Origin of the sequence: Paraflavitalea devenefica (genome assembly GCF_011759375.1) — a bacterium.
Classification (GTDB): domain Bacteria; phylum Bacteroidota; class Bacteroidia; order Chitinophagales; family Chitinophagaceae; genus Paraflavitalea; species Paraflavitalea devenefica.
The window spans coordinates 19,394-38,272 of record NZ_JAARML010000003.1; the positions used below are offsets into that span (position 1 = coordinate 19,394).

General features: G+C 46.9%; 13 protein-coding genes. 2 read left to right on the forward strand and 11 right to left on the reverse strand.

The annotated features are described in order from the left end of the window. Positions 1-253: 253 nt before the first annotated feature. The 5 genes from HB364_RS18540 to rpsF all read right to left on the reverse strand — a co-directional run bounded on the left by HB364_RS18540 (position 254) and on the right by rpsF (position 3,836). Positions 254-622, reverse strand: coding sequence for an RNA recognition motif domain-containing protein (locus tag HB364_RS18540; RefSeq protein ID WP_167289789.1), 369 nt, complete (start codon positions 620-622; stop codon positions 254-256). Between the two features lie 291 nt (positions 623-913). Next, positions 914-2,539 carry a L,D-transpeptidase family protein gene (locus HB364_RS18545; RefSeq protein ID WP_167289790.1) on the reverse strand — a complete coding sequence of 542 codons (1,626 nt, stop codon included), beginning with the start codon at positions 2,537-2,539 and terminating at the stop codon, positions 914-916. 132 nt (positions 2,540-2,671) lie between these two features. After that, positions 2,672-3,118 carry a 50S ribosomal protein L9 gene (gene rplI, locus HB364_RS18550; RefSeq protein WP_167289791.1) on the reverse strand — a complete coding sequence of 149 codons (447 nt, stop codon included), beginning with the start codon at positions 3,116-3,118 and terminating at the stop codon, positions 2,672-2,674. 91 nt (positions 3,119-3,209) lie between these two features. Beyond that, complete coding sequence (gene rpsR / locus HB364_RS18555; RefSeq protein WP_119051724.1) at positions 3,210-3,476, reverse strand: 30S ribosomal protein S18; 267 nt, start codon at positions 3,474-3,476, stop codon at positions 3,210-3,212. A 3-nt stretch (positions 3,477-3,479) separates the two neighbouring features. Next, entirely contained in the window at positions 3,480-3,836 is a 357-nt protein-coding gene (gene rpsF, locus HB364_RS18560) for a 30S ribosomal protein S6 (protein ID WP_167289792.1), read from the reverse strand. 372 nt (positions 3,837-4,208) lie between these two features. Here rpsF and HB364_RS18565 point away from each other — a divergent pair, with 372 nt between their 5' ends. Then, positions 4,209-6,920 carry an alpha-L-rhamnosidase gene (locus tag HB364_RS18565; protein ID WP_167289793.1) on the forward strand — a complete coding sequence of 904 codons (2,712 nt, stop codon included), beginning with the start codon at positions 4,209-4,211 and terminating at the stop codon, positions 6,918-6,920. Between the two features lie 28 nt (positions 6,921-6,948). Here the strand turns inward: HB364_RS18565 and HB364_RS18570 are convergent, their stop codons facing one another. Both HB364_RS18570 and HB364_RS18575 read right to left on the reverse strand, forming a co-directional pair. Further along, complete coding sequence (locus HB364_RS18570; RefSeq protein ID WP_167289794.1) at positions 6,949-7,797, reverse strand: alpha/beta hydrolase; 849 nt, start codon at positions 7,795-7,797, stop codon at positions 6,949-6,951. A gap of 80 nt (positions 7,798-7,877) precedes the next feature. Continuing rightward, positions 7,878-11,144: an Ig-like domain-containing protein gene (locus HB364_RS18575; RefSeq protein ID WP_167289795.1), complete on the reverse strand. Its 3,267-nt coding sequence runs from the start codon at positions 11,142-11,144 to the stop codon at positions 7,878-7,880. A 271-nt stretch (positions 11,145-11,415) separates the two neighbouring features. Here HB364_RS18575 and htpG point away from each other — a divergent pair, with 271 nt between their 5' ends. Then, on the forward strand, positions 11,416-13,308 hold the full coding sequence (htpG, locus tag HB364_RS18580) for a molecular chaperone HtpG (RefSeq protein ID WP_167289796.1): 1,893 nt from the start codon (positions 11,416-11,418) through the stop codon (positions 13,306-13,308). 150 nt (positions 13,309-13,458) lie between these two features. On the opposite strand, the gene HB364_RS18585 is transcribed toward htpG, so the two are convergent. The 4 genes from HB364_RS18585 to recJ form a co-directional block, all read right to left on the reverse strand. After that, positions 13,459-14,214 carry a LytR/AlgR family response regulator transcription factor gene (locus HB364_RS18585; protein WP_167289797.1) on the reverse strand — a complete coding sequence of 252 codons (756 nt, stop codon included), beginning with the start codon at positions 14,212-14,214 and terminating at the stop codon, positions 13,459-13,461. Further along, positions 14,214-15,917 (reverse strand): sensor histidine kinase, encoded by a 1,704-nt coding sequence (locus tag HB364_RS18590; RefSeq protein ID WP_167289798.1) that lies wholly within the window; start codon positions 15,915-15,917, stop codon positions 14,214-14,216. Before HB364_RS18590 ends, HB364_RS18585 begins: the two co-directional genes overlap by 1 nt. 1 nt (position 15,918) lies before the next feature. Continuing rightward, positions 15,919-17,079, reverse strand: a complete 1,161-nt coding sequence (locus HB364_RS18595) for a TlpA disulfide reductase family protein (RefSeq protein ID WP_167289799.1) — start codon at positions 17,077-17,079, stop codon at positions 15,919-15,921. A gap of 93 nt (positions 17,080-17,172) precedes the next feature. Beyond that, the gene (gene recJ, locus HB364_RS18600) at positions 17,173-18,879 is read right to left on the reverse strand and encodes a single-stranded-DNA-specific exonuclease RecJ (protein WP_167289800.1); all 1,707 of its coding nucleotides are present in this window, start codon (positions 18,877-18,879) and stop codon (positions 17,173-17,175) included.

The following is an 18,879-nucleotide window of genomic DNA, read 5'->3' on the forward strand; positions in this document are numbered from 1 at the left end:
TTCTGTGTTTAAGCGGGTTCTCCCTGTCTCGTCCGGATTGGATTTCAAATGTTGAATAATATCCCTTCCGGGCCTTTACGGGGCATTAAAACGATATTAAAAGAGGATTAAGATAGGTGATAAGGCAACGAGGCATTAAGGCATCAAGGCGGCGAGGATGTGTGGATGAGTGAGTATGAGCAGCATGGGTATAAATAAAAAAATCCTTCTGATTACTCAGAAGGATTTGTGTATACAAAGAGATCAAATTTGATTAATAATCCCTGTTGTAACCGCCGCCACCGCCACCGCGGTTGAAGCCACCTTTTTTGTAGCCGCCGCCACCGCCGCTACCGCCGCCGAAGCTTCTCTTCTTGAAGCCTCCGCCGCCGCCACCCTGAGGTTTTGGTTGCGCTTCGTTAACGATGATTTTTCTGCCAAGTACTTCAGACTCGTACAGGCTGCTCAAAGCATTTTGAGCTTCACCATCTTCGGGCATTTCTACGAAACCGAAGCCTTTGCTGCGGCCGCTTACTTTGTCCTTAACGATTTTTGCGGAAGTAACAGAACCATATTGTTCAAATAAGGTTCTCAGATCCTCGTCGGTCATTTGCCAGGAGAGGTTCCCTACGTAAATGTTCATTGTAACTAAAATTTTTAAAGTGCTGAAAAAACCGATAAATGACAATAGTTACTGCTATGAACTGAGGAAACCAGGATATTAGGTAAGACACTTCAGAACAAGAGAACTAAGTACATTAATCAACTGTGAAGATAGTAAAATAATTATGTAAACAACAAAAATATTCCGCTTTCCCTTTACTGGGGCGGATTTGGGCGCTTGGGTTCATTCAAAACGTTGTAAATGTGCAGAAATTGTCTCCAACAGACTATTGGGGTAAATACCATGGGAATACTCATATCATCCATCCTGTTATTGCATCATGGTCTTTGCCAGCCGGTTATCCCGGTCATATACATCCTGTCGGAAATTGAGCCTGCCATCTTTACTAACCCATGACGTGAGATAGGCTATGAATACAGGGACTGGATTTTTGAGGGTCACATATTTTTCTTTGCCGGCATTCATGGCCTGGGTGATCTTGTCACTCGTCCACGCAGGATCGTTTTTTAAGAGGTATTGAGCCAGTTTTTTAGGCTCAGCCAGCCTGATACATCCGTGGCTAAAGGCCCGGTTATCGCGGTCAAACAGGCTTTTGGAAGGCGTATCGTGCAGGTAGATATTATAACTGTTGGGAAAAAGGAACTTGACGAGTCCCAGGGAATTCTGTGGTCCCGGTTTCTGGCGATAAGTATTTCCCACTTTTTCCATTCTATGCTGGGCCAGGTAATTGGGATTGCGCCGTATACCAGGCAGTACTTCATTTTTTAGTATGCCGGGTGGCACATTCCAGTACGGGCTGAACACAACGTATTTCATTTCCCCATAAAAAATAACGGTTTTGTGTACAGCTTGCCCCACTACCACGTTCATGCTCCACAATAAGGAGTCCTTGTTGAAGACATGTAGCTTATAATCAGGGATATTGATCACCAGGTATTCCCTGTCCAGTTTGGCAGGTACCCAGCGGCAACGTTCCATATTCACCATAATCTGTTCAAGGCGTTTGTCTACAGGCACATTCAGCTCTTTTATCACGGCTGGTCCTGCAACGCCGTCATCACGCATGCCATAGCGTTGCTGAAAACGCTTTACGCCCTGCACAAGGGTGGAATCGAAATAAGAGCTGCCATCATCTGCCGGCAGGTCGCCGGCTTTATGCAGGTATTGCCTGATCTGCCTGATCACTGTCCCCGAATCTCCTGCCTGGTACTTCTTCTTATCAGCTTTAATGACAGGCCATCCTCCCTGCGATGCTATCGTGCGGTATTGTTTGAGCTGGTCTTTCAGCAGGTAATATTGGTAATACAGCGGCTCATCAGCCAGGAAAGAATCGGTAGGAGAGCGTAGCAGGGAATCCAGCAGCGCTTCCTGCTCCAGCTTCTTGCGGGGCAGGAACCAATCCATAGCCCTGGTGTCTTTTTCCGGGATACCCTGCCATACGTGGCGCGCATAGTAAAAATATTGGGCAGTAAGCATCAGCTCTGTGTACACATCTACAGAAGGCGGGGTTGTTTTATCAAGGGTCTTATTCCTTTCTTCCGATACAAGGGTATCAAAAGCGCCTTTATACGCTACTTTTTGGGGCAACCCTTCATCGGCAATATTCTCTACCCGGTTCAGCAGGTTGCCGGCCTGTTCAATAATACCAAGACTATCGAACCAGGCAAAAGCATAGCGGAGGTTGCTGTAAAACTGGCGTATATCATTACCATAATCCTTAAGGCCGGGATACCGGGTCAGGAAACTATCTATTTGCAGGCTGTCGAAATGAAGTACCTGCTGGGGACTGAAATTACCGGGAATTGAGGGGTCAATATTACTTTTGGCAGGAAGGGTGTCTTTGGAGGTTCTTACATAGGGCTGTTTGCCGGCATCCTGGCAGGCCCAAGCCAGGAGCATAATAAATGCCAGGCATAATGGCCGATAATTATGCATAGAGAAGGTTTATAATATAAATTTAAGGGAAAAGAGGCAACGAGGCATAAAAGCAACGATGTACCGATGTACAGGAAAATAAAAAACCTTCCCGGTGGGGGAAGGTTCTTAGTAATTTGAATAAGACGCGGATTACTCAGCTACCACTTCAAATTCAACTTCAGTACTGTTGCCATTACCGAAATCAACGGTTGCTTTGTAAGTACCCAGTTCTTTTACTTCATCTACGATGCTGATCTTCTTACGATCAATCTCGTAACCTTTCTGCTCACGGATAGCGCGGCTGATCTGTAAAGAAGTAACGCTACCGAAGATCTTGCCACTGGTACCGGTCTTGGCGCCGATTTTCAGTGCACCATCTTTCAGCTTGGCGATTACGGCATTTACTTCTTTAAGCATGATCTCTTCTTTTTTGCGGATCTGCTTCATCCTTTCTTCCAGTTGTTTCAGGTTGGAAGGATTGGCTTCTACCGCAAATTTCTGAGGAATGAGGTAGTTACGGGCATAACCGTTGCGCACTTTCACTACTTCGTGAGCGCCACCCAGGTTGTCTACGTCTTTTATCAGGATAATTTCCATGATGCTGTTTTTGTTCACCGTTTCCCAATCTATCCAGGTTATTGCCTGGATGATGACTGTCTACCCGTTCATCACGGGATTAGGGTGAGGTTTACTTTAATAGATCCGTTACATAAGGCAATAATGCCATCTGGCGGGCTTTCTTTACTGCCTGCGCTACTTTACGCTGGTACTTCAGGGAGTTACCGGTAATGCGGCGGGGGAGCATTTTGCCCTGGTCGTTCAGGAATTTCTTCAGAAATTCTCCGTCCTTGTAATCAATGTACTTAATGCCATATTTCTTGAAACGGCAGAATTTCTTCCGGGGTTTCTCGGTTTTAATGGCGGTCAGGTACTTAATCTCATTTGCTTTTGCCATGTCTTATCCCTCCACTGCTTTTTCAACTCCTGTAGGTACACCACTTCTCTTTCTTCCATTGTACTCGACGGCGTATTTATCGAGTGCAGTGAACATGTGACGGAGCACATTCTCGTCACGAAGCAATTGAATTTTCAATTGCTCATTGAAGGTGGATGGCGCAGTATATTCCAACACCCAGTACAAACCAGTGGTTTTTTTCTGGATGGGATACGCCAGTGATTTCAGACCCCAGGGATTGGTGTGCACAATTTGACCACCATTTTCAGTAATGAAGGCGGTAAATTTCTTCTGAGCGGCTTTGAAGTCGTCTTCAGAAAGCACAGGGGTAAAAATCACCATCAATTCGTAATTGTTCATGATCCCTGTTTAATTGTTTTGAAAAAATTGATTTAAGTCCCGTCGCTACTGGATTTCAGCCGGAAAGACTGTAATTTTTTGCTAAGGGGCTGCAAAGATACAATGTTACAGGCAAGTGACAAAGAGGAAAGGCAAAGTTTTACAATGGCGACGGCATCTATAAGTTGAATTGATTGTCAGTCAATTATGTGACAAGGGGAACAAAGTTACGGTCTTTGTCAAACCGGACATCTCCTAAAGATGCTTATCAGCACAGGTCAGTACAGAACAGTTAAAGGCCGGAAATGGCGGATAATCGCATTTGCTATAACCTTTTAGTTGTTCAATTAAGCTTTATTTTCACAAGCCTAATCAATTGATAAATTACCGTTTATGAGAGTCTTGCTGCCATTTTGCTACCTGACCTTGCTTTTTTTATTATTCACAGGGATTGTTCATGCCTACATGCCGGCCAAACCCGCCGCCCTGAAATGTGAACACCTGGTAAATCCTATAGGCATTGACGCTTCCCATCCCCGCCTTTCCTGGCGCCTGGCAGATGAACGCACAGGGGCCCGGCAAACAGCTTACCAGCTATTCCTGTCTACCGATTCACTGGATATGCAAAAAGGGATGGTGTGGCAATCGGTCAAAATAAATGGCTCTGCCAGTTTGGTCACCTATGCAGGTAGCGCTTTGCAGCCATTCACCAAATACTACTGGCGGGTGGATGTATGGGACAAGGATGGTATAAAAGCCGGTTCGGCTATTGCCAGCTTTGAAACAGGCATGATGGACAGGCGCAACTGGAAGGGCGCCTGGATCAGTGATATAAGTGAGGTGACAGTAAAACCTGCCGGGCAATTCAGGAAGGTATTTGAAGCCGCTAAAAAAATACGTAGCGCCAGGGCTTACATAGCAGTGGCCGGTTTATATGAACTGTACATCAACGGGCAACGGATCGGGGATCACCGGCTCGATCCCATGTATACCCGTTTTGACCGGCGCACCCTGTATGTAACGTATGATGTGACGGCCCAACTGCAGGCCGGTAAAAATGCCATCGGCGTTTTATTGGGAAATGGCTGGTATAATCATCAATCTACTGCTGTATGGTATTTTCATAAAGCGCCCTGGCGGGCAAGACCCGCTTTTTGTTTGGACCTGCGCATTACTTACGAAGATGGGACTGCGGAAACCATTACCTCAGGCAAAGACTGGAAAACGGCCCTCGGCCCTGTTATCTTCAACAGCATTTATACCGCTGAGCATTACGACGCCCGCCTTGAACAACCGGGATGGAATACCGTGAACTTTGACGATAGTAAATGGAAGCCTGTTACCTACCGGGCTGCTCCTTCCAACAATATCGTGGCGCAGGCCCTGCACCCTATCCAGGCGGTAGAAGAAATTGCCGCTAAAACGGTCAACAGGATCAGTGATACGGTATATGTATTTGACCTGGGCAGGAATATTGCCGGGGTAAGCCGGCTGAAGGTTAGCGGTGAAGCAGGTACTACTATCCGCCTGAAACATGCCGAGCAGGTATATGCCAATGGCCGGGCCGACCAATCAAACATTGATGTGCACTACCGGCCTACGGATGATAAAGACCCTTTCCAGACAGATATTTTTATCCTTTCAGGAAAAGCCGAAGAAACCTTTATGCCCCGCTTTAATTACAAAGGCTTCCAGTATGTGGAAGTAACCAGCGATAGACCCCTAACGCTTACAAAAGAAAGCCTGACCGGTTATTTCATGCACAGCAATGTGCCACCGGTGGGCAACATCAAATCTTCCAATACCACCATTGATAAAATATGGTCGGCTACCAATAATGCCTACCTGAGTAACCTGTTTGGTTACCCTACCGATTGTCCGCAACGGGAAAAGAATGGCTGGACAGGTGATGCGCAGATCGCCATAGAAACCGGGTTATACAGTTTTGATGGCATTACGGTATACGAAAAATGGCTGGCCGATCACCGGGATGAACAGCAACCGAACGGCGTACTTCCTTCGATTATTCCTACTGGCGGATGGGGCTATGAATGGGGCAACGGACCTGACTGGACAAGCACTATTGCGATCATTCCCTGGAATATTTACCTGTTTTATGGTGACAAGAAACTGCTGGCCGATTGTTATGACAACATCAAATTGTACGTAGATCATATCAATGAGTTGTATCCTTCGGGGCTTACTACCTGGGGCCTGGGTGACTGGGTGCCGGTAAAATCAAAAAGCCCGGTAGAACTCACTTCCACTGCCTACTACTTTGCCGATGCTACTATTTTGGCTAAAGCAGCGAAGCTATTGGGTAAAGAAGGTGATCATAAGAAATATACCGCGTTGGCAGCAAAGATCAGGGATGCCTTTAATGCCAAATACCTCAATAAGCAAACCAATGTTTATGGATCGGGATGGCAAACTGAGCTGAGTGTGGCACTGTACTGGGGGCTTGTGCCGGCTGAACTGAAAAGTAAAGTAGCGGCTAACCTGGCTAAGCGGGTGGAGCAGGATAATTTTCATTTGGATGTAGGGCTGCTTGGAACGAAAGCCATTTTGAATGCGCTGAGCGAAAATGGTTATGCAGACGTTGCCTATAAATTAGCTGCCCAGGAAACATTCCCTTCCTGGGGGTGGTGGATTGTGAATGGCGCTACTACCCTTTATGAGAACTGGGATATTAATGCCGGATCTGATCTTTCCCGTAACCATATCATGTTTGGAGAAATAGGCGGATGGTTCTACAAAGGCATTGGAGGCATTAAACCCGATGAAGCTGCTGCCGGGTTTAAGCATGTATTACTGGAACCTCATTTTGTAGAAGGACTGGATCATTTTGAAGCAGTACATGAAGGGCCGTATGGCAATATCATTGCCGCGTGGAAGAAAAATGCCGGCATGATCACTTATGCTGTTACTGTTCCTGCCAACTCAACGGCTACCATCTATCTTCCCATGGCCCGCGGACAGCAATTGTACGAAAATGGTAAGCTGGTTACTGGTGTCACTGGCTCAATCCGTACGGCCGGTAAAACTGCTGGCGGTAAGCAGGTGTATCATGTGCAGTCTGGCACTTACCGGTTTGAGATCAGGTAAGGAGATGATAACAGCATATTTTGTCTGCTTATAATTGGGGTAGGATCATGCTAAGGGCCAGTGGGACTTCGCTGTTGTGACTTTCTCCTTCAAATTCATGGTAGGTAAATTGTAATCCACGGTAGTTCCTTTGTTGCAGGAAGCTATGCATATCCCGCGAACCGCTCAGGATAAAGTTGAACCGCTCCTGGCTGCCTACACATAAGTACAGGTTGGCATGCAGGGAAGATGAGTCCTGGTAATATCTTTTCTCAAACTCATAGATGTTGCCATGATTGATCCATAAAGCAGGGCTAAGGGAAACAATATTATTAAACAGCCGCTCCTTCCGGAACAGGCAATAGAAAGCAAATAATCCTCCCAGAGAGTGACCTATATAAGAACGATTGGCCGTAACCCGGTAATGCTTTTCCATGTAGGGAATGAGTTCCTGTTTCATGAAAAAATAGAAATGCTCTGACTGGCCAAAATACTTGTCATCGCTGATCAATGAATCGTTCTTGTCCTTAACAAAAGGCGTAATAAAATCCCGGCGGCGTAATACCCTGTAATTGCTAAAATGTCCAACACCTACAAAGATTGCTTTGATGGGGCTGTCTTTTTTATTGAACCCGTCTATGATGGTCCGCAGCTTTTTACCCGATTTCAGGTTGGCATCCATGTAATAGATCACAGGGTAGCTTTCCTGTGATCTATCATAACCCGGCGGCAGGGTGATGTGTATATCAAAACTATCGCCTACCTGTTGTGAAGAATAGCTTATGCGTTTTGATAATAGTGATGAGCCTGCTTTTCTTTCAGCAGCGCAACCAAATAATATCAGCACTAAAAAAACAATATAATATACAGGGCGGGGAATAGCAGTGGGTTTTATCAAATATACTTATACGCTTTTATTTGGCAAAAGGAGAGTGGTAAATGACAGGTACCCACTACCGTCATTTACCACTCATTATTTTATTTCACCATAATTTTCTCTGTATGTATGCCGTCAGTGCCACTGATCTTCAACAAGTAAATGCCTTTGGACAGGTCACTTACCCTGAAGTCAACCGTTTGGCTCACGGCGGCAGGCAGGTTGCGCTGTTTGCGTAAACGGCCATTGAGGTCTGTAAGTTGAATAGTTAGTGGTCCACTATTGTTCAGTATATTAATCGTGAGGGTATTGGTTACAGGATTGGGCCCCAAATTAAAGGAGAAGCTTTTGCCCATCACCACTTTAACGATGGCGGACCATTCTGAGCGGCCATCAAGGTCTATCTGGTTAAGGCGATAAAAGTTGTTGCCTGCCAAGGGCTGTACATCTGTAAATGTGTAACGGGTGGTTACCGATGTATTACCGGCTGCTTTTACTTTTCCGATAGGGATGAAGTGAACACCATCGGCACTTCTTTCCACAATAAATTCCTGGCTGTTATTTTCCTGTGTTGTTTTCCAGTTCAGTGCTACCTGGTCGTTTTTCTTCACTGCTGTAAAGCCTGACAGTTTAACCGGCAAGGTGGCACTGAAGTCAAAACGTGCGATAACGGGATAATGGTCTGAGGTGGTCATGGCATAATCTGCAATGGCATCTTCTATATCCTTGCGTAATTGTACAGAACCCGGCACAAACAAAGCCTGCAGCTCATTGGATACAACAACATGATCAATCACATCCGAATTGGCCTTGGTGCTTCGCAGTCCTGCATTGCTCAAAGGCAGGGAGAGTGATTTATAACTGTCTGCATCTGTTGAATCACTGATGATGGTGGTGTAAGAAGTAACAGGGCCACCGCCTGCAGGAGCCGAGATAGAGATATCCAGGTCATCGTTATAGTCACCAAGCAGGATAATGTTGGCATTGCTGAATTGGGCATCGAGGGTGTCTTTCAATTCATCTGCGCCTGCCTTGCGTGAATTGTAATCACTGAGCGCATCGCCCGACTTTCCGTGCAATACCACGAAGTTGATATTGCGTGTGATACCATTGATGGTAGCATCTGCATTGACCAGGAAAGGGAACCGGCCACTGGCCCAATTCGAACTGGCGGAAGCGCTGGATTGCATCAATCCCCGGGCAGTGACATTGCTAAGCACTGATGTTTTATAAACCAGTGCCAGCTTCTGGCCTGTGGCATAATTGGGGCTGGTGGCATCGGCTGCCAGTGAGGAGTAATAAGACACCTTATAGGCATATCCGGGCAGGTTATCTACCACTGTTTTCAGGCGTAAGGTGTCTACCACTTCTTCCAGTGCATATACATCAGCACCGAGGTTTTGCAAAGCCTGTTGCACATTGGTTTGCTGAAGATCATTGTCCACAGGGCCTTGTGATCCGCCAAACCATTCTACATTCCAGCAAATAATATCCAGCGTATTGGTACCGGTTTGAGAGCTTCCGAATACAGGATAGGTGCGGGAAAGTCCGGTGGCCTCAAAACTGATCACTCCTGAAAAGTCGGCATTATCAGTAGCCGGCGCCAGGCGGGTATAAAATTCCTTGCCGGCGCCATTGGCCTGTGCAGGTGTTAATACAATAGCGGAAGAACCTGTTACTCCATCGGCCGATACCTCAAAACTGGCCGGCGCTGTAATGGTGAGATTGGTGGTAATATCTGCCGCATCATAAGTGATCTTTCTCCAGGCAGAAGGACTACCGGCAGATGCTACCCCAAGGTTCTTATAATAGTTGAATGCTTTGGTATAAGGCGCGGCAGCAGCAGCGGCATTAAATACCTGTACATCTTCAAGGCTCCAGCGCGGTCCTTCCAATGAAGTGGAGGTGTATACCCAGGCGAGGTATACGCCTGTCTGTTTATAAGCGGAAAGATTAATACTGTCTGACAATGTCCATACATCGCTGTTCTCATTGGGAAACTTGCCAACGAGGTTGGTCCAGGTGGCTGCTGCAGGGGCACCGGTGCCGGTATAGTTGGTAGATATTTTTAGTTGCAGACCAGGCCCTTCAAAGCGGGTGCGGGTGTAAAAGCGCAGCAAAGGAACAGTATAAGCCGTGAGGTCAAGTGCAGGCGAGATCAGCCAGTCCTGGTTGGCCAGGCCGGTAGTTCCGGCATTCATTTGCAGCGCCTTTCCGGTACCTCTGCCAAAATCGGAACATTGCCATACGGAATCCTGCGCATTACCGGTTTCATAACTGTATTGGGTAAAGCCGCCATCGAGGTTGGGATTGGCGCAGGTGTTGAAGTTCCAGCTAAAACTGCCACCCGGTCCCTGCGTCTGGAATTTCCAGGTGGTGGTGGTGGCAATACCGGCAAAATCATTGCCTGCCAGGTCTTCAAAGGCGCCGTTGTCTACCTGTACATAATAATCGGTAAGTGGCTGCAGACCGGTTACATTGAAAGAGGCTTCATTGCCGGCAATGGTGGCTGTTCCGGCTGCAATGGTTTGCACAGTACTGTTATCTGCTGCCAGTTTTACATACATATTGCCGGCGCCGGCATTCACATTTTCAGTAAAGGCAATGGTAAACAGGCCGCTTTGGGCTACGCCTACTGAATTATTCAGTGGCGTTAACCTCGTTACTGTGGGCGGGGCTGTATCTGCTGCGTAGGTAAAGGTCAGCTCCAGGTCGTCAATGGACAGCCCATGATCATTCCCGCCATCATTGATATCTTCCCAGCGCAGCATGATCTCCTGGCCGGAAGCTACCGCCAGGCCGGTAATGGTAAAGTCAATGCCGGTGAAATTGGGGCTGTCATTGCCAACCAATGTTGCTGCGGAAGCGCCGGTTACCGGGCTGGTAAAGGCTAATTGGGGGACTACAGTATAGCCACTTCCGCTGATATTGGTAACTGTAGCGCCTGAAAGCCAGGCGAAACTGAGGGATTGCGCAGCCGTATTGCCGCCATTGCGCCATTGTTCGCCGCGGTACTTTACCTGGATGGAGCTAATGCTTTGCGCGGTATTGTTTTTCAGGCGAACGCCATAATAAACAAGGGCAGCGCTGCCCGAGCCTACGGAACCCAGCGCACGTTCGGCTGAGGCCGAAGAGCCATAACTGTATAATCCTCCTGCATTGTCTGAGCCGGTACCTGCCCGGTACGTGGTGCGATTAGTGTACCATCCTGTGATGGTACTGTTGTCGGTCCAGGTGTTGGAGATACCAGTAGAAAGGAGGCTGTTAAAGTCCTGTGTGTAAGTGGTGCCAGTGATGTCCACCTGTGCCTGTAAAGGTTTGATTCCCAGGCATAGCAATGCCAGGATGAGAAAGTAGCTTTGTCTCATGAAATTGTTTTTGGTTGATGTGGTTGAGCCACAAGGCGCGGATAATGCGGCTGTTACAAAGGATTGGACAGGAGTTAGAGGGTGGGTTGAGTGCCCAAAGATAAAAGGGGCAAGGTTACCTCAATGTTATGGTTAAACGGAAGTTTTCAACAAAGCCTTTTTTGCGGGTGAGTGGGTAGGAGGAAGGCGAACCGGGCCGACCTGACATTTTTACCGGTTGATGGCGGCTGGCATTTTCTTTGGTAGCTTGTGAACAAAACCTGCTTTTTATATGCAAAAAGGAACTATACGGGTACAAACGGAAAACATTTTCCCCATCATTAAGAAATTCCTGTACAGCGATCACGATATTTTCCTGCGTGAGCTGATCAGTAATGCCGTTGATGCCACCCAAAAGCTGAAAACCCTTTCTTCCATTGGCGAAGCAAAAGGAGAACTGGGTGAACTGAAAATTGAGGTGAAGCTGGATGCAGAGAAAAAAACGATCACCATTTCGGACAGAGGCGTGGGCATGACAGCGGAAGAAGTGGAGAAGTATATTAACCAGGTGGCTTTCAGTGGCGCCGAAGAGTTTGTCAAGAAATACAAAGGACAGAACGAAAACAATATCATCGGTAAGTTTGGCCTCGGCTTTTACTCTGCCTTTATGGTGAGTGATAAGGTGGAGATCTTTACCAGAAGCTTCCGTGAAGGAGCTACCGCTGTACGCTGGGAATGTGATGGCAGCCCGGAATATACTTTAGAAGATACAGAAAAGGCTGATCGCGGAACTGATATTGTGCTGCATATCAATGATGAAAGCAAAGAGTTCCTGGAAGCCGACAGGGTAGAAAATGTATTGCGTCGTTTCTGCCGCTTCCTGCCGGTGCCTATTTTCTATGATCCCAAAGCCGGAGAAGAAAAGAAAGAAGATTCCCCCAAGCCTGAGCAGATCAATAATACCCAGCCTGCCTGGACCCGCAAGCCTTCCGAGCTTACTGCCGAAGATTATCAGAATTTCTATAAGGAATTATATCCCTATCATGAGGCTCCCCTGTTCTGGATCCATGTGAATGTGGATTATCCGTTTAACCTTACGGGCATCCTGTATTTCCCGAAGATCAAACAGAGCTACGAGATCCAGAAGGATAAAATACAGTTATACAGCAACCAGGTATTTGTAACAGATGAGGTAAAAGATATTGTGCCCGAGTTCCTGATGTTGCTGCATGGCGTTATTGATTCACCGGATATTCCGCTCAACGTAAGCCGCAGCTACCTGCAGGGTGATCCCAATGTGAAGAAGATCAATAACCACATTACAAAGAAAGTAGCCGACAAGCTGGAAGAGATTTTCAATAAGGAACGTGCATCTTTCGAAGAGAAATGGGATAGCCTGGGCCTCTTTGTGAAGTATGGTATGATGACAGACGATAAGTTCCTGGAGAAAGCCAATAAGTTCCACATTTTTGAGGCGGCTTCGGGAGAGAAGAAATTCTTCACGTTGGAAGAGTTACGCCTGGCAACAGAAACGCTCCAGAAGAATAAGGATGGCAAGCTGGTGATCCTGTATACCACCGATCCGGTACAGCAGGATGCTTACATCAAAGCGGCAGAAGGCAAGGGGTATATTGTAGTGAAACTGGATACGATGGTAGATGCCGCCTTCCTGAACCAGATGGAACATAAATGGAGCGATGTACATTTTAACCGCGTAGATGCAGATATTGCTGATAACCTGATTGACAAACAGGAGAACACTGAATCTGTATTGAGCAAGGAAGAGGAAGGAAAACTGAAAGATCTGTTCAATATTCAGCCTGCCAACCTGCATGTAACAGTGGAGGTGAAAGGCCTGAGTGCGGATGCGCCTCCTGTAGTAGCTACCCGCCCTGAATTTATGCGCCGTATGAAAGATATGGCAGCCATGCAGGGGCCTATGGGTGCTTTCTATGCTAATATGCCCGATGAAGTAACGCTTACTGTAAATGGTAATCACTCCATATTCCAGGGAGTACTGGCTGAAAGCAATGCAGAAAAGCAGCAAAAAACAGTGCTTAACCTGGCCGATCTGGCCCTGCTGTCGCAAGGCCTGCTGAAGGGCAATAACCTCACCAATTTCATCAACCGCAGTGTAGAACTGATGGGTGGAGAAAAGAAGGGAAGCGTTATTGTGGAGGCGTAAGCGTGAGCCTCCAGTTAGCTGTTAATGCATGGTGAAGGAATTGTTAACGCTGGGAGTAAAGGATGGATTTTGAAATTAACAGTGTAGCTTAGTAATGATAATTTTTGCATAAAAAAATGAAGCCGGGACTTCTTATAGGTCCCGGCTTTGTTATTTCAGGCGTTCCAGCTCCTGTTTGATGCTATCTTTTTTCTGCCGGGATACAGGGACCTGTGATCCATCTTCCAATGACAGGTAACTCCCCTCTTCCCTGATCCAGCTTTTGACATATTTCTTATTGACAAGGTGAGATTGATGACAGCGTATAAACCCATAATCTCCCAATAACTCTTCGTATTCATAGATGGGTTTAGACACCATAAGCTTTTCGCCATTATTAAAATGAAAGGTGGTGTAGTTATTGACCGACTCACACCTGGTGATGTCCTGCAAACGTACAAACCTTGTTTCTTTGGTGGTGGGCAAGGCTATCCGGTGTTCTTCTTTTTGTTGCTGGTGTTGTAATAGCTGCAGGAGATACTCAATTTGCCCGTTTTGCTTTTGCTGTCTGTTCTTTTCCGCTACTTTGTTGACGGCTGTTTTTAATTCTTCCGTATTAATGGGTTTGAGCAGGTAATCAATAGCAGCAAATTTCACAGCCTGTATGCCATATTGATCAAAAGCAGTGACGAAGATCACTTCAAACCGGTAACCGGGTAAAGATTGCAATAGTTCAAACCCATTCTTTTCCGGCATCTGGATATCCAGGAATACAAGGTCTGGCTGATACTGTAGTATACTGGTCTTGCCATCGATAGCATTGCGGGCCGTTGCCAATACCTGCACCTCCGGACAATGCCGGTGGAGCAGGTATTGAAGGTTGTCAATATTATTTTGTTCATCATCTATGAGTACCGTCCTGATCATTATGCCAGCCAGTTTTTGAAGGTTAAAAGTACGGTAGTTCCGGCATTGCTTGAATGCAGGTCCATTGCTATAGCCTGTTCTTCCTGTAAGGTATTAATGAGCTGTATCTTTTCCTTTACCAGTTTTAAACCATAACCAGCAGTGGATTGCGTGGCATCAAACCCTTTTCCATTGTCTTCAACAAGGGCCAACAGGCTGGCTCCCCCTTTTGAAAAGGAGAGCCGGATATTTCCTTTTTCTTCCATACCAGCTATACCGTGTTTGATGGCATTTTCCACGAGGGGCTGTAACAGCATAACGGGCAGTGGTACTACCGAGGTCTGTACATCTTCCCCAACATTGACGGTATATTGAAACTGAAAGCGCAATTGTTCCAGTTGCAGATAGCTTCTGAGTGACTTTATTTCCTGGTCGAGGGTGGTATTATCCTGGTTGCTGTTGGCCAATACATTCCGGAGCAGGCTGCCGAAGGCCGACAGGTATTGATGGGCTTTATCATTTTCCTGTTTGCTCATCAGGGCCTGTATGGAACCTAAGGCATTGAAAATAAAATGTGGGTTTAGCTGGGTTTGCATATTCCGGAGCTTATCTGCCAATGCTGCTTTTTTCGCTTTTTCTTTCACCAGTCTGCGGCGATAGCTGGTAATGATCAGCAGCAGGGCCAACAGGAACAAGGCTCCAGCCGTTGACCACCTGAACCAATTGCGCTGGTACCAGTAAGGTTTGGTAACAAAGGTGTGCAGGACGGTGTTTTCGGGGTATCCGGCATAGCGTACTTCAAGACTGTAGCGCTCATCGCCTGTGAGGCCATCCATCATGATCACATGGCCTGTCTTGATCCAGTTGCTATCGGTATAACGTCCACCCAGTATGCGGTATTCCATGGTGGAATCTGCAAAGCTGTCATCTGCCTTGCCGAAATAAAAGATGTAGCTGGAGGTGGGGGCAGTGCGTTCGTTGTGGAAAACAGCTCCATCACCTCCTTCCAGTTTACCGTTCTCAAATTTATCTTCTACAATGTTCCTTCCTACAATATGCCGGTTGATCATTTCCGGACTGATACGGCTTTCTTTTCCCCGCCATTCGTGTGACCACGCGAGCAGGCGTGGGCGAATAGGTCTTGGCACCCTGCGTATGTAATAAGTAAACAGGATAGTGGTATCTGTTGGTAACCTCCCGTCCACGACCATTACATCATCTGTGTGCAGGGTATCATCGGCCAGTACAATTATTTCCCGGCGGGTTTTCTTTGGGTAATTAAGAAGGAAACTGTCTATTGAAGGTGTGGAAAGGTGACCTGGTTTCCAATCCTGTATAGTCGTGCCGTTCTTCCTGACCCTTGTGAGCAGGTGGGCCGGCGTAAGGTATGTTTGCCGGTTACCTTCATAAAAAGGCGGGAAGCGAAAGGTGTCTGGTATCTTAAGGTCGGCAGAATAGGGCATAGCGAACAGTAGGGTACGTTTTCCATATACTGAATAAACATAAATTCCCCGGGGCCTGTAGGCGTCGGTCAATATATTGTTGTCTCTTTTTTTGTCAGGTGCATAGGCATTGCAAAGGACAAGTACTCCATCTTTATAAGGCCAGGCATGTGCCAGTGAAATAGCACCTTTGACGGGTTGCGCTATGGCATGAAACTGTCCAGCCAACAACGAAAGGCATATTATCACGTTCCAGTATAGGGCTTTTTTTGTGGTAGACATGTTATTGTTTTAGGGTAGCGGTTTGTTTCAGTGATTTGGCCAGTTGCTGTTTAATAGATTCCATATCATTGGCGTTGGCAATGATCTTTCCTGCCGGGTCTACCAGGATATACTGAGGAATAGACCTGATATCGTATAAAACAGCTACGGCATTTTTCCAGCCTTTAAGATCTGATGCTTGCACCCAGGGTAAGTTATGTTTTTTTATGGCGTCTGTCCATCTGTCCCTGTCTTCATCAAGCGATACGCCTATGACATCAAAGTTCTCTTTACGGTAGGTAGTATACAGCTCTTTTACAGCGGGCAGGTTCTGCAGGCAGGGGCCACACCAGGAAGCCCAGAAATCGAGCAGTACATACTTACCTTTATAACTGCTAAGGGACAAGGGCTTGTTCTGATCGGTAGGGATTATTGCCCATAGAGCCGGTTGGCCAATGCTGGTAGCTTTTACCTGTTGTATCCTTTTTAGTAAGGCAGTTGCTTCAGGCTGTTGCTGTAAATCCTTTGAAAGGCCCGTTAGTAAATGATGCATGCTGTCTGCATATTCCATTTTGGTACTGGCAATAAAATAGCACAACTGGTACAGGGACAGGTAGCTGGCAGGATTTTCTTTGATGAACTCCACCGTTACCTGTTTGTTTTTCCTATGCAGGGCGTTTAATTCATCGTTCATTTTTTGTTTTCCCGCTTCATCTGCTTTGGCCATGGTCGTGTCCATTTTCTGGTATTGACCAACGATAAGGTTGTCTACAGGTTTTTGTTTCTTTTTCAGCAACAGGAATTGTTCGTTTACCGGGGCATTGCTGAATGTGCAACTATCCAGTGTGTTACGGGCGCCGGTAGCATGTATAGTTACGGTTATATCCCTGTTTTCAAGAAAGAACTGATGTATGCCAAAGCCAGGTCTGGGAACATGCAGCGTGGCCAGCAAAGCGGTTTGTGGCAGCCGGCCGGTAAACACAAACCGGCCCTGTTCGATGCGGGTGGAATCTTTGAAATTCTGTTTGAGGTCGGAATAGTCTATAGTAGCTATATAGATCATCTTCCCTTCGAAGGAAGCAGGGGCTGTACCCGATAACCGGAACCGGGCTTGTGCCTGCGCATGGATTGTCATTAAATGAGTGGTCAGGAGAAAAGCGATAAAGCATTTGGGTAGTGACATAATCAATAATTTGCTGCTAATGTCTGTTAAGCGGCAGGTAGCGATGTACATCACTGAGAATATGGCAGGGATAGCTGTGAATCCGGCGCAGGATTATGCCTCGGATAACATGAAGTCAATCACTTTTAGCTGCAAATGTTTTTCCTCATTCCATACGTTTTCATCAAGGGTGAAAACGATGTCAATGGGTTTCTGTTCCTGCAGCAGGTGAAATTTGCGGGCCATATTGAAGCCGATCCCGTTGAACAGGATGTTTTCCTGCCGCAGGGAGAACTTGATGTGGTTGTCTTTCACGACTCTTGAGTAGCCGCTGTTCATCACTTTCCGGGTTACCCATACCGGCTTCAGGTTGTCAGGCCCGAAAGGCTCCATCTGGCAGATGATATTGTAGAAAGCGGGTTTCAGGTCTTTAAAGGGTATTTCTCCGTCAATAATGATTTCGGGAATCAGCAGATCGGGCGTGATGGTAGCTGCTACCACTTCTTCAAAGCGGGTGCGAAAAGCATCTACATTGCCGGGTTCCAGCGTCATGCCGGCGGCATAAAAGTGGCCACCATATCCCAGCAGTAGGTCTTTGCACTGGTGAATGGCCTCGTATACATTAAAACCTGCCACGCTGCGCGCGGACCCTGCTACATATTCACCGGATTGCGTTAATACGATGGTTGGCCGGTAATAATGATCAATGAGGCGGGAAGCTACAATACCTACCACACCTTTATGCCAGTGGGGCTGGTAAATTACGGTAGACTTACGTTCCAGGAATTCAAGGTTGCCTTCAATAAGCGCCAGGGCTTCGTCGGTAATATTTTTATCGGCCTCTTTCCGGGTTGTATTATCGGAATGCAGCATTTCGCCGTATTGATGGGCCTCTTCGAAGCTATTGGCAATGAACATTTGTACGGCCTTACGGGCGTCATCCATACGTCCGGCGGCATTCACCCGGGGCGCGATCATAAAGATGAGGCTATTGATAAACAGGGCCGATTCCAGCTTGCTCAGTTGTTTCAGGGCGCTGATGCCATAGTTGGGCGTTTCATTGGCTTTCTTCAATCCAAAGAAGGCCATCGTGCGGTTTTCGCCATTGATGGGCACTATATCGGCTGCAATAGCTGTGGCCACCAGGTCCAGGTATTCTTCCGCTTCTGCAGCGGGAAGATTCAGGCGTTGTGCCAGGGCGGTGATCAGTTTAAAGCCTACGCCGCAGCCGCAAAGCTCTTTATAAGGGTAGGGGCAATCCGGTTGTTTGGGATTGAGGATAGCCACTGCCGGGGGAAGAATGGTATCTGGTGTATGGTGATCGCAAACCACAAAATCAATTCCCCGTTCCCTGGCATAACCGATGAGGTCAACGGATTTGATGCCACAGTCTAAGGAAACAATGAGGGTAAATCCATTATCTACCGCGAAATCAATGCCCTGTTGGGAGATGCCATACCCTTCCCGGTAGCGGTGGGGGATATAAAAATCCAGTTTCTCAGGGTTATAATGTTTTTTCAGGAAGCTGAACAGGCAGGATACAGAGGTGATCCCATCCACATCATAGTCTCCAAAGACAAGTATTTTCTCGTGCCGGTCAAAGGCCGTGAGGATCCGGGCAACCGCTTTTTCCATATCCTTCATGAGCCAGGGATCATGAAGATCGGAAAGCTGGGGGCGGAAGTATTGCTTGGCACTGGTATAATTATCAATACCGCGTTGTACCAGTATTTTACAGAGAGCAGGATGTATTTTAAGGGATTCGTATAACTCGTTGACCTTTTTCTCATCAGCCGCCAGTATGTTCCATCGTTTCTGCAT

Coding starts and splice junctions, on each gene's coding strand:
- HB364_RS18540 (WP_167289789.1), bottom strand. CDS start 622: ATGAACATTTACGTAGGGAACCTCTCCTGGCAAATGACCGACGAGGAT.
- HB364_RS18545 (WP_167289790.1), bottom strand. CDS start 2,539: ATGCATAATTATCGGCCATTATGCCTGGCATTTATTATGCTCCTGGCT.
- rplI (WP_167289791.1), bottom strand. CDS start 3,118: ATGGAAATTATCCTGATAAAAGACGTAGACAACCTGGGTGGCGCTCAC.
- rpsR (WP_119051724.1), bottom strand. CDS start 3,476: ATGGCAAAAGCAAATGAGATTAAGTACCTGACCGCCATTAAAACCGAG.
- rpsF (WP_167289792.1), bottom strand. CDS start 3,836: ATGAACAATTACGAATTGATGGTGATTTTTACCCCTGTGCTTTCTGAA.
- HB364_RS18565 (WP_167289793.1), top strand. CDS start 4,209: ATGAGAGTCTTGCTGCCATTTTGCTACCTGACCTTGCTTTTTTTATTA.
- HB364_RS18575 (WP_167289795.1), bottom strand. CDS start 11,144: ATGAGACAAAGCTACTTTCTCATCCTGGCATTGCTATGCCTGGGAATC.
- htpG (WP_167289796.1), top strand. CDS start 11,416: ATGCAAAAAGGAACTATACGGGTACAAACGGAAAACATTTTCCCCATC.
- HB364_RS18585 (WP_167289797.1), bottom strand. CDS start 14,214: ATGATCAGGACGGTACTCATAGATGATGAACAAAATAATATTGACAAC.
- HB364_RS18590 (WP_167289798.1), bottom strand. CDS start 15,917: ATGTCTACCACAAAAAAAGCCCTATACTGGAACGTGATAATATGCCTT.
- HB364_RS18595 (WP_167289799.1), bottom strand. CDS start 17,079: ATGTCACTACCCAAATGCTTTATCGCTTTTCTCCTGACCACTCATTTA.
- recJ (WP_167289800.1), bottom strand. CDS start 18,879: ATGCAGAAACGATGGAACATACTGGCGGCTGATGAGAAAAAGGTCAAC.